Here is a 16,576-nt window from a genome sequence, read left to right on the forward strand (position 1 = left end):
TTTCTTCAATTAATTATTAGGTATCGCATATTTAGAATAATTCTCTTTTTTAGCTGTTAATTCTTTTCTGGAAGGCATTTCTGGATAACTCACTAAAAAGTTATGTTCATCAATTAAATTAATTACGTAATGCGTTGTTCCTTTTGGTAAACTAACTGTAACGCTGCCGTTAGCGTTTATTTTAGCATCAGTTTTAAACCATTCCTCATAGTGATGTCCACCATTAGTTGTATAAATTAAATTGGCTTTTACCACCTTTGCACCATTTTCTTTATAGGTGAAAGTGACTTCATTTTTAATTTTAGATGCAACTATAGCTGTAGGTACAGTTTCTTTATGCTCTAAGTCTTTTTTATAATATGGATTGTAAGAAGGATAGCTAGCTTTCATTTCTGTTAAAAGAGAAGTAAGCTTATCATTCATTTGTTTGGCTCTTTCAGGGTCTGATGTTGCTAAGTTATTAGCTTCTTCAATATCCACTCTTTTTGATGTCCCTGTTGAGGTGTCATAGAGTTTATAAAGTTCAAATTCTGTTTTTCTTGGGTTTGGGTTATTTTTATAATCGTAATTTCTAATCAACTTATAATCATCAATACGGATTGTACTTTGATAAGAAGAATGGGGAAAATGCCACATCATAGTGGTTCTTTCTTTTCCTTTTTTGTTTAAAACTAACTTAGAGTTGGTTGGGTCTTTTAACAATAGGGTTGATAAATCATCTCCATCTAAATTTTTGTCTTTTGGTTTGTCAATATTTAGCAAGGAAAGAATCGTTGGGTAAAAATCAAGTCCGTTTACAACAACTTCAGACTGTACACCTTTTTTAATTCCAGGACCTGAAATTAGTAAAGGAACTCTTGTGCCTCCTTCTTTTGCGTTTATTTTTCCCTTATCTAGTGGGTAGTTATCTGTAATAACTTCTCCAGGATGGCTTTCCATACCTCCATTGTCAGAAGTAAAAATAATATAAGTGTTTTCGCTTAATTTATGTCCTGGCCAGCGAGGATCATCAGTAGTTTCTAAATAATTAAAAACCTGTCCTACATAATAATCTAACATCTCTACCATAGCACAATAAAAAGGGTTGTTCTGTCCTTCTAATTCCCAATGTTTAGGGTCTGCTGGAAAAGCAACTCCTAGTTTTTTACAGTATTTTTCTAAAAGAGCCTTACTTCTCGTATGGATGGGTGAATGAACTAAAAAGGTAGCATAATACAAGAAAAATGGATCTTGTTTGTTTTCTTCTAAAAAGTTTAATGCATCTTGATTATTTTGATGAAAAGGAAAACCATTCTCATCCAATCGGTAAGGGTCAGATTCTTTATTAGTGGCAAAGTCCGTTAGTCTGTTAGGTCTTTGAGGACTTGTAACACCACGATTTGCTGTAGATATGTCAAAACCTTGATCTGTTGGTTGAGGGTAGGCAGAGTGATCGATAGCCATGTGCCATTTTCCTGAATGACCCGTTTTGTAACCATTTTGCTGTAGCACTCGAGCCAAGGTCATTTCGTTTTCTGGCATACGTCCACTGTACCAAGGATCGATAATACGTTGTATGTTTTTATTGGCATAAACTGTAGGAGGTGCACCACCAACAACATGTGTTTTTTGTGCTCTTGCAGGATGATTTCCACTCATGATAGCACATCTACTAGGTGCACAAGTAGGGGCAGGAGAATACGCTTGCCAAAATTGTACTCCTTTTTTTGCGAAGGCATCAATGTTTGGTGTTTCGTAGGGAGATGGTTCGTCAATGTCGTAACATTTTACGTCTTGCCAACCTAAGTCATCGGTTAGTAAAAGTACTACGTTAGGTGCTGGTCTTTCTTTAATAAATGTTTTATTATGCTTTTGAGCATTACAATTAAAAAATAAAGTACTGATAATAATTACTATACTGCTTTTAAACATAATTAATTCTTATTTTTTTACTATACGTGTGGTTAATTTTAATTTATTTTCGAATATGGTTTCTACAAAATAGATGCCTTTTGATAATCTTGAAATATCGTATTCCGTTTTATTTTCTGAGAATGATATCAATTTTTGTCCTAATGCGTTGTAAACATGGACAGATTCAATTTTTTTAGAAATTTTAAAACTACTTTTTACAGGATTTGGATATAATGTTATTGATGTTTTCTCTATGTCGTTAATACTGAGTGATTCTCCAACCAAATAAGCCCCTTCCGGTCTTGAATAAGGAATATAATCTGGCTTAGGATTTTGCACCATTCTATTATTTATTTCTTTGAACAAATCCATTTCTTCTTGCATTATATTACCGTCTGTATCATACCAACTACCATCAAGAGTTGCAGACCATGTAATTGCAGCACCAGCATCTGTTAATGTTCTTACAATTCGATAAGCTTGTTTATCATCATTAAACATAAAGTCTGAAGTAAATACAGTCCATCTGCTACGTAGAGGAATAAAAGCATGTTTTACTACTTGTTTAGCGCCATTATAAGTATCCCATGGATTTTCTACCATATCAGGAAAAGTATATTCTTCATAAGCCCAAGAGGTTGGAAGAGCTCCAAGAGCCAAAGGCGTAGGATGCCCACCAGTAAAATCCATGTATGGGTCAGAAGCATTAAATCTTTTAATTCTATAATCTTTATTGATGCCGTCATCATTTACCCCTACTTGTTCATTTACATCATCAGTATCTACATATAAGTCATTGCCATACGCATCTTGAAAATAGTCAGGATCTAAATCTACTTTACCATCATCAAGTGTATTATTTGTAGCTAAGGCAGCGTTAGGATCTACTTTAGCTATCATTTTTACAAAATCTTCTAGTTCTCCAGGAAGACCTTTACTATGGTCTAACCAATAGCCGTCCACACCAGCATCTTTGAATCTTTCAAAAAAACCTTTACACAAAAGACGATAAGCTTGTGCTTCTTTTTCTTCATCAGAACCTGTAAATAACGAAGTGTTTAAGTAATAATTTTCCCATGCTGCTTTATATGTAGAATTATCTGGAGTTCCAGATCTTGCAGATGGTCCGTCCGTAGCAATGTATAGAATTACTTTTTTTCCTGCATTTTTAAAAATTTCAATTACGTCTAGAATGATCTGTTCATTTACCAAACTTGGTACCATATCACTATGGATTTCTGTTGCAATATCTATATATGGATTTTCTCTTAAAAGAAAGAAATATCCATGTGCAGAATGTGTAAAATTTAGCATTACGTGCCCCATGGAAGGCAAATCGGCAACCATTTGTTGCGCAACTGTAACATAATCTGCAGGATTCGAGTCTAATCTTATACCACCAGGTAATTGATACCAAAAGCCCCACGATCCAGATAGCCATTCCGCTTTAGGTTCAGTTTCTTGAGTAGTGGTGCCGGATATAGTATCAAAATAATAGGTAGATGTTAAACTTGTTGTGTCCCCAGACGCAACACCTATCATAATTTGGTCATATCCTCCTGCACTAGCAACATCTGTTGGTATTGAAGTTTCGTCAAAAATAAAAGTAAAATCTTCCCATGTTTCCCCTAAAGAAAAATTTAATTGTTTATAAATTGCACTGCTTGCACCTATGGTAGAGTTTCTAAAATAGACTCTAATTCTTTTATTGGTGGTTGTTAAATTAGCTGTTGTAATTGATGTGTATGCTTTTAAATCAATTGAATACGTTGCTAAATCAGTGACGGGAATCGGTAAATTAAAATAAATAAAAGGACTTGTTTGTCCATCTCTAATAAATTTAGAACTAACGGAATTGGTATTAATACCTATTGTCTCTGGATTTACTCCATTTGTTGAAAAAGTTCCTTTCGTTGCACTCGATAATGTAATGTAACTTGTGTTACTTTCATTTTCGTACCAAACAACCTGTGCCTGTGTATAAAACAGAAAAAATAAAGCTATTAAGGAGGATAATAAACGTTTTTTTTTCATAATGACATTGCGTTTTGTGGACTTAGACTACGTATATTGTTATTTTACAAACAAGCCTTTATAGTAATGGATAAAGACATCTTAGTTGTTATGAATTTAAAATAAGGAGTACACTGTAGGTGTTATCATACTGAAACGCTGTAAGTTTTACTGAGTTCAGTTAATAATGAATTAAAAAAAATACTGCTATTCAGAATATTACTTTACGGTCAGGTTGAGCGCAGTCTAAACCCCAATATTATTTATGGTTAGAAGAACTTTTGACTGCACTCAAGCTGAATATGATTGTATGTAAATTATTTACTCTTAATGGGCTCAGAATGGTATTCAGGTTGTTAAGTGAATATTTCTAATTCTTTAAAGATTAGAGTAATTATTATTTTTTAGCAATACTAAAAGTTTACTTTTTAACTCGTCGTCCTGCTTTATTAAGTTCTGCTCCTCTTTTTTTACCGAAAGTTTCAATCACTTTTTTTCGAAATACATCCCACGACTCTGTTCTTTTGGCTGCAATAGCTTCATCGTTACCTTTTAGTTCTTTGCCTACCTTGAATGCGGTGCTGCTTTGTTCTAATTTTAATTCTAAAAGTTTTGCTTTTTCCTCAGGTGTGACTTCAATATTGCTTGCAACGAATTCTACATATTTAGTAGCATGTTTTACTACGTGCTGTGGGTAACCTTCTTGTGCGTTTGCTGTTAAAGTAACTGTAAAAAGGATTGTTAAAAGAATAATAATTTTTTTCATAATATGGTATAGATTTTAAGTTGAAACAAAGGTATTATAGGTAAGTAGTTTCACGTTTCTTTATTCAATTAAGTTGTTGCTCTATTCTTTTTAATCCATTCATTAATTCTTGTAGGTGCAATGGAATAGTGGAATTACTACATTAGACTGGACATTAGATTGCGAGATTTAGAGTTACATAAATTAACTTTGAATCATGAAGAAACAAGACAGAAATTACAGTACATCATTTAAGCAAAAGGCTGTAGAACTAAGCTATGCCCGAGGTCATGTCAAGCAAGTTTGTGAGGAACTGGATATTCCTTACTCGGTATTGCACCGCTGGAGACGAGAATCACAAGATTATGGAAAGAACAGTTTTCCAGGTAGAGGAATCCCAAAATTGACAGAAGAACAAAAAGAAATAGCCCTATTAAAGGATACATCGGAAGAACACGAGATATAAAAAAAGGCGGTGAGCATTTTCTCCAAGAGCGACAGGAAAAATTTAGGTTCATAAAACATCATAAATTTAAGTTTTCAGTTGAGAATAATAACTAAAAATAGATGTTTTTTTGACTACACGATTCAATAAAATTGAAAATACTATTAATTAAAATCGAATATAATAATTTATATTTTGATAACATCAATTATACATTTTCTTAATAAGAACATACAAAATTGCGATAAAATTTAAATTATTGATAAAATAAAAACACAATTTAAACTAAATAAATAACACATATTATTTGGTTAAATCAATAATACTAAAAAGTGTTTTAATCATGTTCTTTTAATATCCACTCAAATAAAACTAAACTAAGAACTAACAAAACGTAGCGATGGTGATGTACAACAGCTCATCACGCGGTGCTTAATTCGGTGCGTACAAAACCAACACCCTTTATTACCCCTACTAACACTACAAAAATTAGATTTTGGTTAGTTCCTCATTCTCTCGAACCAATAAGTTTTTTTTAAATATCCTTAGAAATCAACAACCATATCAAGAGCCTCATCAGCATCTCTTCGCATAAAATTAGCTTGATAAAGCATAGTTGTAGTAACCGAAGAATGCCGATATAGTTTTTGAAGCATTTGAATAGGAATTTTATCACCAGAAATATTACCAAAACTATGGCGAGCAATGTGCATGGACATTTTTTTATCTATTCCTGCTTTTTCTGCAACAAGCTCTAATCTCCTATTGAAGTTTCTTGTCGCTGTTTTTATTCTTGTCCTTACGCGTTTCTTATCATTTAAATTAACACCTTCTAGCTCCTTGAATAAATAAACAGAATCTCCTTCCCTTTCTAATTTACTGAGAATTTTAGAAACTTTATCTGGAATCTTCAATGACACTAATTTGTTGTTCTTAGCCATACGGTAATGTAATCGCTCGTCATAAAAATCTGCCCACTTTAATTGTAATACATCACTTATCCGAATTCCTGCAAAATAAAAACTAAGTAACCATGCATATAAAGCGTACTCTTGAGCTTTTGTTAAACCTTTTAAATTCTCTAAAGTTTTTATTTCTTCTCTATTTAATCCTACCTTTTTTGTTTCTGGAAACTTAATTTGAAATTTCCCTTTTCCAAAAGGGTATAACTCTTTTTTGGTGATGTTTTGACTAATAGCTAAATTATAAATAGTTCGAAGCGTAATCATATAATTAGCCACAGTACGTGCAACCAAATTTCTTTTACTTAACAGAAAATGTTCAAATTGTTTTAGGAGTTCAACATTCAAATCTTTAAAATGAAGTTGATTGTTTTTTAGAAATTCTCTAAACACTGCTATACGACCAATTTCAATATCCAATTGATGAAACTGCTTTCTGTTTCTTATGTTTACCAAGTAACTTTCGGCTACTTTAAAAAAATCGTTATCATATTTCGATACAATCTGATTCTTTATCTTTTTTGAAGATAAATCCTGCGCTTCAATCTCTGCATTAATCAAACTTTTGTTGGCTAAAGATAGTTTTGAAAGTATCAGCTGATTAATTTCTAAATGATCTAGATGTGATTTTCTTACCCTTCGATTTTTGGCATCCCACTGCTTCAATTTAATGGACTGTCCAATATAAATATATGATGGTTTTCTATCCTTTATAATTCTAATTGATATTGGATGTAGATTTTTTGAATTTGGTCGTTTAACTAAAAAAGGTGTTACTGATGCCATAAATATTGATTTTTAATAAAGATAGAATTCTATATAATTTATACGCTGCTAAAACATAGCTAAAACATTCTTTGATATTAATTGATTTCATTTAATACTAAATAAAATCTAAAGCTTCATTTTTAATGAATTTTAAAGGTATTCATATTGATTTGACATAGTACGCTCTAAATTCATAACTCGGAGGTCATGGGATCGTGCCCCATTCTCGCTACAATATTTAATCAATTCAAAACAAACGGTTTAGTTCACTCTAAACCGTTTTTTTATGCTTTATACAAACGAATTCATTACATTTGAACACGAAAATGAACACGACTTAGAACACACTTTGGCACACAAAAAGGATTTTTCAGTTCCCAAAATTTACAATGCAAACGGAAATTTAGCAAAACGATGGTATGTCTATTTTTCTTTTAGAGACCCTAAAACAGGACGACTAAAACGCATGAAAAATATTTATGGCGCTGCTAATTCTCACAAAAACAAAGAAGATAGACTCGCGCTTCTCACTAGATATAGAAGAAGAGTTCTTAAACTACTTCAAGAAGGTTATAATCCCTATATCGATAATACAGAGTTTCATAAAAATAGACTTGCTAAAAAAAGTGAAATTCCAGCTCCTGTAGAACAACCCAAAATTGTTCCTGTTGATAAGCCTCTACCTACGGAAGTAAAAATTGAAGCTCCACAACCTCTTAAACAAAAGCAAAAAGAAAAAGTAGCGGATAAAATGACTATTCGTGAGGCTTTTGATTTTAGTTTGGAGCTAAAAGCTAAAGTAATTAATGAAAGATCGCTTCAGGATTACTCCTACTCTACCAATGCGGTTGTAAAATGGCTGAAGGAAAATAAACCAAAAATTAAAACCATAGATCAATTCACTAAAAAAGTAGCTCTAGAGTTTTTAAATTCTGTTTTATTAAAAACAAGCTCTCGAAATAGAAATAACTACAGACTAAATTTGAGCAGTTTAATGCAAACATTGGAAGACAATGAAATTATAGACTCTAACCCTATTAGAAAAATACCTGTACTTAAAAGTACGCCTACTAGAAATAAAACTTACACTACCCAACAACAAGAAAACATATTTAGTTATCTTGAAAAGGAAGATCCTATACTTCTGTTATATATAAAGTTTATTTCTTATAATTTATTAAGACCTGTAGAAGTATGTAGGCTTAAAATAAAGGATTTTGACTTAAAAAATAACACCATCCAGTTTAAAGCTAAAAATAGTCCTTTAAAAACGAAATTAATTCCTAAAATACTTCTAAAAGAACTTCCTGATTTATCAAAACTCAATCCTGAAAACTTTCTTTTTACTCCCATAAAAATTGGTGGTGCATGGGATGCCTCTGAAAATAATAGAAGAGATCATTTTTCAAAACGATTTAAGACCGTTGTTAAAAAACATTTTAAATTAGATGAAAATCATGCCTTATATAGTTTTAGACATACTTTTATAACCAAGCTTTATCGGGCTTTACTTGAAAACTCATCACCGCATGCTGCTAAAAGTGAACTTATGGGCATTACTGGTCATGCATCTATGGATGCTCTTGAAAAATATCTAAGAGATATCGATGCTGAACTACCAAATGATTATTCTGATTTACTTTAATAAATATGGATATTTTTACAACGATAAAAGATAATTTACTTCGGCACTATGCCATTTATATACCAAAGATTGCTTTTTCTAAAATTAAAGGAACAATTTACGAGGGCCTATTGCCTAAAGAAGCGGCAAACACTTTATTCTATATCTTCAGTACAAAAGAACCCTTTGTAGATATTAATGATGTTTCAATAATTACACTTTTAAGTAAGTCGGACATATTGGAAGGTAATATATTTAAATTATTTGAGGCTAAAAAAGCCTTAGGACCAGAACATTTTCAGGTGTTACTTGACAAGTACAAAGAACATGTAGAAGGTCATCTGTTTATGGTTAAATGGATGTATCTTAATATGAATAGAACTTTCGAAAACTTAGATATTAGTATCACCAATATGTTTAAACTTCAAGCCGAGCAATTTCAAAAACATAGTACTGAACTAAACAACCATTTTAAAATTCAGCCAAATAATGTTCCAAATGAAACCATAGTGCTTTTAGAACAATTAAAGGATACCTACGCTAGTGCTGAATTAAAAATTACTCCTCCTGATCTTGTAAAAACCTTACCTGTTAGCAAAAGTGCAAAACCAGTAAAAAAACAAAAACTAGAATTTAATGATGATGACATTGATAGGTTTTTATTAAGCTCGGTTTTTAATGTTGATCTCTAACTTTTTAAAATTTTTGACCGCAAAATTAGTTTAAAAGTGATAAAAAACATTAATTTAGCGTCAAACGAACGTTCGTTTGACGCTAAATTTAAAAAAATGGAATTCTACACTTGTGAGTATTGCTATAAAGAATTTAATCCCAAACGTCGTCGTGTGCAAAAGTATTGCAGTAATAGTTGCCGATCTAAAGCACATCATACACGAAAAAAAACAGATAATAAACTTGCTACAAATCCTGATAAAGAAACTAAAAGTGAAGTCGCAGCTTTACCAACTAAACCACAAAAAACAAAAGTAGAAGCCATGAGTTTAGCTGGTACAGGAAATGCAGCAGCAGGTAGTTTGCTAGCAGATGGTTTAAAATCCATGCTGACTCCTATAGAAAATAAACCCGCTACTAAAGCTGATCTGGAAAAACTAAGAAAACAGATTGTAAATCGTTATCATAAAATTAACAATATACCTCCCAGAGCTGATGGAGCTCAACCCTATTTTGATATGGATACTGGTGGTGTTGTTTACTCTTTTTTAAACTTGTAGTATTACGTTTAGATTTCCAAAATAACCACACCGTTTTCGTTAATAATTTGTTTTGTATATATCAAGTATTTACAACAGTAAATCCATTTTAGGAAGGTTCAATCAAAAAACATCTTTCCTTATATAACTCTTTGCCTATTTCACCTTTTTAATATCATAGTTTTCAAGATACTAAAGCCAATATATATCAAGCCAAATATTATCTCTTTAATAATACTTCATTTACTTTCTGCTCAATTCCTATATCAGCCGCAGATAATGTTTTAAAGGTTAATAGTCTATCTATATTATACTTAGCTATGTTATTCATATTTTTCATCCAATCCTCCATTTTCATTTTTCCTTTAGACTGGTTAATGGTACGAAGGGTTACGGCTAAATTACCCGTGCAATTTACAACCTCTGCTATTTCATTGTTTGTTAATTTATATCGATAGGTCATAAAGACAGATTCTGATGAGCGTATATGCTCATAATCATAACGATCACCACCTCTAAGTGTTTTACCAGTATAACAATCAATATACAAGGCCCTACCGTCTCCACCTTTTAGTATAGCGTCATTATGCATTTGCAGTTTGACTTTAGTAAAAACTAAGTCAATTTCAGCTCTATGATACGGCCGTTTTGGATCAAAACTATACCCCATCCTCACCTTCTTCAAAGTCATCATCATCTTCTGAGTCTATGTCCACAAAATCAAAAGAAGCGCCAACAGAATCCATTAATGACTCTAATTTATCTTTAATATCAGAAGCTCTTTCTAATAAATTATCTACCATACCTTTAAGCTCAGTGCCCCCTTCATTTAGTTGGTCTAAAGTAGAATTTAAATCACCAACAATTTCTTTTAAATTATCTATGGTTTCATTAATAACATCTAAAAGGCTAGGCACCTCATCAACTTTCACTTCGTTAGCTTCTATCTTTTTTTCAATTGGCTCAATTTTATCTGATGCTTCTTTTAATGGTTCAGTAACCTCATTTTTCTCAGGTGCTTCTGAAAGTGAGTTTAAATCTTTATTATCTGTTAACTGTTCTTTTAAACTTGTTAATTCTTTACTCCCCTCTTTAAGTTTAGCCGTAAAATCTTTAAGCTTTGACAAGCCTTCATTTGCTTTAACTAAACCATCTACTAAAGGTTTTACTAAATTTGCTATTGCCATATTATAATCTGTTTTTTAAGTTTCTATTTTTTATATCTGATAAATATGCGTTCAAAATTGGAAGATACAAATCATTTTTTCTTGCTATCCCTGTTAAGGTTAAACCTACAATGGTAATGAAATATTCACTCTTTATATCAAAGCCCCATTTGTTGCTTAAAATTTTCTTGTAAGTTAACAATGCTTTGTAAAAAGATACAGCCTCCATTTTGTGTATGGCCGTAGTCAATTCAATTACTTCATTTACCTCTAATAATGAGCATAATTCATTTTCTATAAATGAGCTAGTAAGCGTTGCATTAAGTATTCTATTAGATACTTTATGGTACTCTTTATATCGCTCCGTTTTATCTAGTTTTTTTTTATTTATTGAATCCCCTTTGTAACTAGCTGCTAATTGGTTTGCTAAAAACTTTGTGATTTTTATTTTAAAATTTTCATTAGACTTAAAGACAAAAGATGATTCTTTGCTTTCATAAAAATTAAATTTACATAACACAGATTCCTGCCAGTCGTTTTGATAAATAGCAGCAACACCTGTTTTTAGCCTTGCCAATTCATTAATCTGGTCATCATCTAAATTCATTGCTTTACCAACTAATTCTCTATCATCCTGTGAAGGTAAGCGTAAGCAAATTTTTGTATTTGTATTTCTTATTGCAGATGGATCTAAGAGTCCCGGCGCTTGATCTGCTAATATAAACCCTTGCCCGTACGTTCTCATCTCTGCAATAGCGTTAGAAATCATCTCAACAGATTTACCTTGTAGATTTGCACTTTCTTGTCCCTGCTCAGAACTCGTGTTCTTTAATAGGTTGTGCGCCTCCTCGATCACTGCAACGTGTCTCAGTTTTGCGTTGGCATCTATTGGCTCACACATTCTATACTCTTGCAACTTCATAAAAACAATTCCCATAATGAGAGATTTTGTTTCTGCAGAAGCTACTCTTGATAAATCTATAATGGTATTTTCATTAAATAACTTTTCAGAAGAAATCTCATCATCTGTAAAAATTAATTCAAAAATCCCATTAGTCATACTTTTTACCCTAGTGACTAAAGCCCCAGAATAATTAGAAATCATCTCTTGAGAATAGCCACTGTTTGCAATTAAATTAGGTAACACGTTACCTAAATCTTGAAATGTAGGGTAAATAGCTGTTCCCGTTAAATTAATTGAGTTCTTTAAGTCCCACCCTTTACTCTTATACGCTTCTTCTACGGCTTCTTTAAGTATTGCAGGCATAGCAGCATACATAGGCCAAGAGGCATTTAAAATTTCTATTAACCTATCTATATGCTCATAGATATGTATTTCCTTCGGAAACGTAAATGGATTGATTTTTAACACTTTAGAATGTGCTTTATTGGTGCCATATACTTCAACATCTATCCTATTTCCGAAGATATGTTTATACTCACCCTTTGCTGGCTCAATGACCATAAATTTAATATCCTTTTTAATAAGGTTGTCAATTAAATTATAAGTGACATTAGATTTACCAGACCCTGTACTACCCGTCACAAAAATATGACCCGTAAATTTTTCAATATCTAAGGTAAACGCTAACGGAAACTCTTTCTCATAATTATATAAGTGTCCTATTGAAATAGTATTTGAGCCAGTATGCTTAACGTTATTGCCAAAAGGTGCTGTCTCTACTACATCTAGCCCAACAAAAGCCTTATGAGGCATAGAGGCTTGTATACAAAGCTCTGCAGTATTAGTTATTGTAGCGAGTTTAATTATATTTTCTGAGTTTGATATTTCAACTTTAATAGTGGGTAACTCATATTGCTTTAAAGATTTTAATATGTTGTTATAATTACTATCACTATCGCGTGCGGCAAAGGTGTGTACCACAGACTTTTCTACACCAGTATCATTTCCTTTGATAAGTCCACTATAAATATTTGCTGCCACAACACTATTTTGTTGCTCTTTTGACATAAAATATGCTCCTACATTCCATAAACCTAGGCTCTCTCCTTTTTTTATACGGTCAAATTGTACATCTAATCGTTCTAAAATATTTGCTATCTTCTTATCTTGGGTTACAAATTGACAACTTTTGCTATTCCCGCTATTTTTTGACTCTGACTCAGCAATAGCTTTACTTTCATTTTCACTTACAGCAGTTCCTTCCGTGTCTGCGTTAGATTTAGTTTTGGTTTTTGACATTCCTTCTGCTTTTGATGTAGCTTTTGTATTTAATAGCTGATCACCTTTAATATCGGGAAGGTCTAATTCTTCACTCTTATTTTTTATTGCTTTAATAAAAGCATCTGTAATTTCATCTACTTTGTCTAATGCAGATTTAATTTTACCATCGACCAACTTATCTGCTACAGAAACGCTAGCCTTGATAGGCATTTGAAGAGTTTGTATAGCATTTTCGGTACTTATTTGACTGTTTGTGCCAAAAACAAAATTTTCTATTTTTTTTCCAACCCAAGGATTACTGTTTTCTGTTTGAGTTGTATTAGTTCCTTTTGCTATAGAATTAGTTTTAGTTTTTGATTTTGACTTTGTAAAAGACGACCCTACGGTATTGGTTATGCCTTTGGTTACCGCTACAGACTCATTAGTACTCAAATTTATAGTCTGTTCTTTAAGAGGGTGTAACTGGGTGTAAATGTGCTCATAAAAATTTTTAGCCTCTTCTATTTGATGCGAAGCGATGGGCGCTGCAACAAATAATGCCGAGAACTCTTTACCTTGCATAGCAATCACTAGATTCTCAATACCTTGTACAAATTCATCTTCTTGTTTGTTTTTAAGTGATGCCACTCCTAATGCACACGATATTTCATTTGTATTAGAAAAAACATCTGCGTTTAGGTTTATAAGTTCTGAATTAGGTAATGAGTCTTTAGTAAAAGTTGTACCGGGGAAGTTACCCTCCATAGCTCCTTTTAAAATCTTTAAACTCTTTGCAGCGTCGTTTTCTTTTTTAATGCCAATGTAAAAATCGCATTGCGTTCCATCAGAAACTAACTTTACAATAAACGTTGTTCCTGTAGAATAAAGTGCACTGTAAACGGATAAAAGCTTATCTGTGATTTTTAGATTTTTTTCGTAAACAAATTTATTTAAGTGAAGAAAACGAAGGGATGTATTAAAAGAAACTTCTTTGTTCTCAAAGGGCAGTACTTTAAAGTTTTTGTCTAATAAATATTGCCTTCTAAGTAAGCTTAGCGTTGCCTCAAAGTCTTTTAAACTTGAATCTACATCAAAGTTATTTTCACTAAGAAAATTAGCTTTGTCTGATAATACTTCTTTATTCGTTTTATCCATTAATTTAATAATTTATATCCCCCTTTAAATACTGCGGCTTAAATAAAATCATAATTAGCAGTAGTAACAACGTTTTTTAACGAGTCATTGTTAAACTCTATAATAATCTAACTTTTCAATTTGGAAATGTACCCCTCCAAACATTTAAGGAGCTGATTTGAAACTATATCGTTATCAACTTGTTTTTTCATTAAAAATGATAAACGCTCAATAACAATTTTAGTTATATTTTTTTCTAATTGATCTATAATAATTTTTCCATTCAATTTATACTCATTTACACTAGTGCTATAACGTTCACCAATTTGTAACAAAACATCTTCAATATTTCTTTTTTGTTCTAAAATACCCATATCTTGGAATAACAATTTAAGGTCATAGTATTCTGTATTTGCATAAATAGATGTTTTTATAGTTTCACTACGAGTAAAAGGATTCCGCCAAGAAGATACTTTTTCTTCATTTTTTCTAATAAATTCTAGGCAATCTATTTTTGTATACATTAAAGGACTTTCTCTTAAATTGATAGAGAAGTCATTTAACAAAATATCAGAAGCCTTTTCTGACAAATGTATCTCACTCAAATAATCTTTAAAATCTGTATTTATTATGTTAATAATATCCTCCCATTTATTTATTAAATTAGCTTCCAGGCCGTACTTCACAGTTGTTTTTAAGCTAATTTCCAATCCTCTTATTACATCTTCAACTTTCCCCTTGGCCTGTGTCGCTTCTGACCAACTTACTTTTTTGTTACCCAAAATTGAATTAATCTCATTAAAATCATTAGTAGCACGTTCTCTTAAATTATCAAGAATACTATTATCTGATTTAATTTCATATAATTTCTCTCTAGTATCTTCTAATTTTATTTTTAAAATTTTTTCAGAAGTAGATATTTTTTTAATATCACTTTCAATAGTTTTTCTTTGGTTATTTGTTAACCCTTTTATGCTATCTCGCAATTTAAATAAATGCGGTAATAATTTAACATAAAGATCATGACCAAGTTCTATTTCATGTACATTTTCTATATAATTCTGAATATATATTTGAAGAGCAGAAATACCAGACCTGCTTAAACATTGTTTAAGTATATTTGCACTATTCAATTCTTTTATAAGTTCTTGTTTGTTTAACTCTGGTAGAGGAGTAAACTCAATAGCATCTATACCTTTATAATCATCTTCGACATCTGATAAAAATGTTTGTAAATATTTATCAAAACTACCTTTTTGTGTTCTGGTTAATTTAGTTGAACTCTCATTGAGAAAACTTAAAAAGGCGAATTGTGCAGAAATTGGGAAAATTTTAGGGTTTTCAATTCCAATTGATTGCTCTAAATATTTTTTTATACTTGATATAATATTTTCTAAAGATTCTTTTTCATGATCTATCTCATCAATTTTATTTAACACAAAAACAAAACGATCCTCTGTTGAAACTCCTTTATCTTTAACAAAATCAGCTATTTCCTTTAATGTTTTATAATCATCTTCAGCTTGTAATGCAGTCACATTTAGAACATATAATATCAATGGCTTATGTTCAGTATCATTTATATAGTTGAAAGTAATTTCTTTGTGCTTATCGTTTTTAGAATTGTTAGGTCCTGGTGTATCCACGAGAACTGTTTTAATATTTTTAGATACAATATTTTTAATATCTCCTTCAATTTCAATGGTTATAAACTGATCATTTCCTTTATCGTTTATAGCTTTTAAAACACTCGCATCAACTTCCTTATAAACAGATTTCTCCCCTTTTTCATTCTTAACTACAGCACTAAAAGTTTTACGTCCATCATAATCTTTAATTTTACAGATTGCTGCTGTACAAGCTTCGTTTTTATAAGGCAGCAAATCCTCTCCTAATAGTGCATTAATTAAAGTAGATTTCCCGGCACTCATAGTCGCTGAAACTACTATTTGAGCTTCAGTTTCTTCAATTCTATCTAACTCTTTAAATAATTTATTTTTCTCGAAGTATTGACGAATTTCATCATCTTCAGCTCTACGCTTTATATTATTTAAAACATCTTTAAAATCACCAACTAAGTTTACATCTTGAACAACATTTTCTATTAACCTTATATCCTTATTTTCAATTTGGTTAAACTTTATGATAATATCTTTTACAATATTAATTTCATATTTAGTAGAAGTGAAGACTATTTTAAAGTTATCTTCATTGGACTCCTCCTGATATTTAAACAAAAACTTATAAAACCAATTTTCAATTCTTGTGTAATTATTTTTGTCATTTATAATATTCTTAGATTGTGTGAAGCCTTCTGTATTGTATAAACTCCCATCAACACTTACATTATACGTATATGTATTGTATTTAATATTTAAATCCATTATTTATTAATAAAATATATTAGTTGTACGCCTACTCACCTTTTCTTCTTAAAAAAAATATTTTAAA

11 protein-coding genes and 1 pseudogene are annotated in these 16,576 nt (G+C 31.3%); 4 read left to right on the forward strand and 8 right to left on the reverse strand.

Features of this window, described 5'->3' with window-relative positions; all coding sequences use genetic code 11:
- Positions 1–9: 9 nt before the first annotated feature.
- The 3 genes from GQR97_RS16930 to GQR97_RS16940 all read right to left on the reverse strand — a co-directional run bounded on the left by GQR97_RS16930 (position 10) and on the right by GQR97_RS16940 (position 4,672).
- On the reverse strand, positions 10–1,911 hold the full coding sequence (locus tag GQR97_RS16930; protein WP_158850540.1) for a sulfatase: 1,902 nt from the start codon (positions 1,909–1,911) through the stop codon (positions 10–12).
- 9 nt (positions 1,912–1,920) lie between these two features.
- On the reverse strand, positions 1,921–3,927 hold the full coding sequence (locus tag GQR97_RS16935) for a T9SS type A sorting domain-containing protein (RefSeq protein WP_158850542.1): 2,007 nt from the start codon (positions 3,925–3,927) through the stop codon (positions 1,921–1,923).
- A gap of 400 nt (positions 3,928–4,327) precedes the next feature.
- A complete protein-coding gene (locus tag GQR97_RS16940) occupies positions 4,328–4,672 on the reverse strand; it encodes a hypothetical protein (protein ID WP_158850544.1) in 345 nt (114 codons plus the stop codon).
- A 196-nt stretch (positions 4,673–4,868) separates the two neighbouring features.
- Here GQR97_RS16940 and GQR97_RS16945 point away from each other — a divergent pair.
- Positions 4,869–5,200: pseudogene (locus tag GQR97_RS16945) on the forward strand (transposase); the annotation flags it as partial.
- A 441-nt stretch (positions 5,201–5,641) separates the two neighbouring features.
- Here GQR97_RS16945 and GQR97_RS16950 read toward each other — a convergent pair.
- A complete protein-coding gene (locus GQR97_RS16950; RefSeq protein ID WP_158850548.1) occupies positions 5,642–6,844 on the reverse strand; it encodes a site-specific integrase in 1,203 nt (400 codons plus the stop codon).
- Between the two features lie 268 nt (positions 6,845–7,112).
- Between GQR97_RS16950 and GQR97_RS16955 the strand changes: the two genes are divergently transcribed.
- From GQR97_RS16955 to GQR97_RS16965, 3 genes are read left to right on the forward strand one after another with little or no spacing between them, the layout of a single operon-like run.
- Positions 7,113–8,471 carry a tyrosine-type recombinase/integrase gene (locus GQR97_RS16955; RefSeq protein WP_158850550.1) on the forward strand — a complete coding sequence of 453 codons (1,359 nt, stop codon included), beginning with the start codon at positions 7,113–7,115 and terminating at the stop codon, positions 8,469–8,471.
- Between the two features lie 5 nt (positions 8,472–8,476).
- Positions 8,477–9,142 carry a hypothetical protein gene (locus tag GQR97_RS16960; protein WP_158850552.1) on the forward strand — a complete coding sequence of 222 codons (666 nt, stop codon included), beginning with the start codon at positions 8,477–8,479 and terminating at the stop codon, positions 9,140–9,142.
- 36 nt (positions 9,143–9,178) lie between these two features.
- Complete coding sequence (locus GQR97_RS16965) at positions 9,179–9,682, forward strand: hypothetical protein (RefSeq protein WP_158850554.1); 504 nt, start codon at positions 9,179–9,181, stop codon at positions 9,680–9,682.
- 199 nt (positions 9,683–9,881) lie between these two features.
- Here GQR97_RS16965 and GQR97_RS16970 read toward each other — a convergent pair whose 3' ends face one another.
- The 4 genes from GQR97_RS16970 to GQR97_RS16985 all read right to left on the reverse strand — a co-directional run bounded on the left by GQR97_RS16970 (position 9,882) and on the right by GQR97_RS16985 (position 16,509).
- On the reverse strand, positions 9,882–10,346 hold the full coding sequence (locus tag GQR97_RS16970) for a hypothetical protein (RefSeq protein ID WP_199269876.1): 465 nt from the start codon (positions 10,344–10,346) through the stop codon (positions 9,882–9,884).
- Positions 10,321–10,848: a hypothetical protein gene (locus GQR97_RS16975; protein WP_158850558.1), complete on the reverse strand. Its 528-nt coding sequence runs from the start codon at positions 10,846–10,848 to the stop codon at positions 10,321–10,323. The genes GQR97_RS16970 and GQR97_RS16975 overlap by 26 nt, the downstream gene beginning before the upstream one ends.
- A gap of 1 nt (position 10,849) precedes the next feature.
- Positions 10,850–14,146, reverse strand: a complete 3,297-nt coding sequence (locus tag GQR97_RS16980; protein WP_158850567.1) for an ATP-binding protein — start codon at positions 14,144–14,146, stop codon at positions 10,850–10,852.
- A 107-nt stretch (positions 14,147–14,253) separates the two neighbouring features.
- Positions 14,254–16,509, reverse strand: a complete 2,256-nt coding sequence (locus GQR97_RS16985) for a dynamin family protein (protein ID WP_158850569.1) — start codon at positions 16,507–16,509, stop codon at positions 14,254–14,256.
- Between the last annotated feature and the right edge of the window lie 67 nt (positions 16,510–16,576).

Source organism: Algibacter sp. L1A34 (genome assembly GCF_009796805.1).
Taxonomy (GTDB): Bacteria; Bacteroidota; Bacteroidia; order Flavobacteriales; family Flavobacteriaceae; genus Algibacter.

What these genes read in the sequence shown, in the direction of transcription:
- GQR97_RS16975 (WP_158850558.1), bottom strand. Translation starts at nt 10,848, where the DNA reads ATGGCAATAGCAAATTTAGTAAAACCTTTAGTAGATGGTTTAGTTAAA.
- GQR97_RS16960 (WP_158850552.1), top strand. Translation starts at nt 8,477, where the DNA reads ATGGATATTTTTACAACGATAAAAGATAATTTACTTCGGCACTATGCC.
- GQR97_RS16980 (WP_158850567.1), bottom strand. Translation starts at nt 14,146, where the DNA reads ATGGATAAAACGAATAAAGAAGTATTATCAGACAAAGCTAATTTTCTT.
- GQR97_RS16950 (WP_158850548.1), bottom strand. Translation starts at nt 6,844, where the DNA reads ATGGCATCAGTAACACCTTTTTTAGTTAAACGACCAAATTCAAAAAAT.
- GQR97_RS16985 (WP_158850569.1), bottom strand. Translation starts at nt 16,509, where the DNA reads ATGGATTTAAATATTAAATACAATACATATACGTATAATGTAAGTGTT.
- GQR97_RS16940 (WP_158850544.1), bottom strand. Translation starts at nt 4,672, where the DNA reads ATGAAAAAAATTATTATTCTTTTAACAATCCTTTTTACAGTTACTTTA.
- GQR97_RS16935 (WP_158850542.1), bottom strand. Translation starts at nt 3,927, where the DNA reads ATGAAAAAAAAACGTTTATTATCCTCCTTAATAGCTTTATTTTTTCTG.
- GQR97_RS16930 (WP_158850540.1), bottom strand. Translation starts at nt 1,911, where the DNA reads ATGTTTAAAAGCAGTATAGTAATTATTATCAGTACTTTATTTTTTAAT.
- GQR97_RS16955 (WP_158850550.1), top strand. Translation starts at nt 7,113, where the DNA reads ATGCTTTATACAAACGAATTCATTACATTTGAACACGAAAATGAACAC.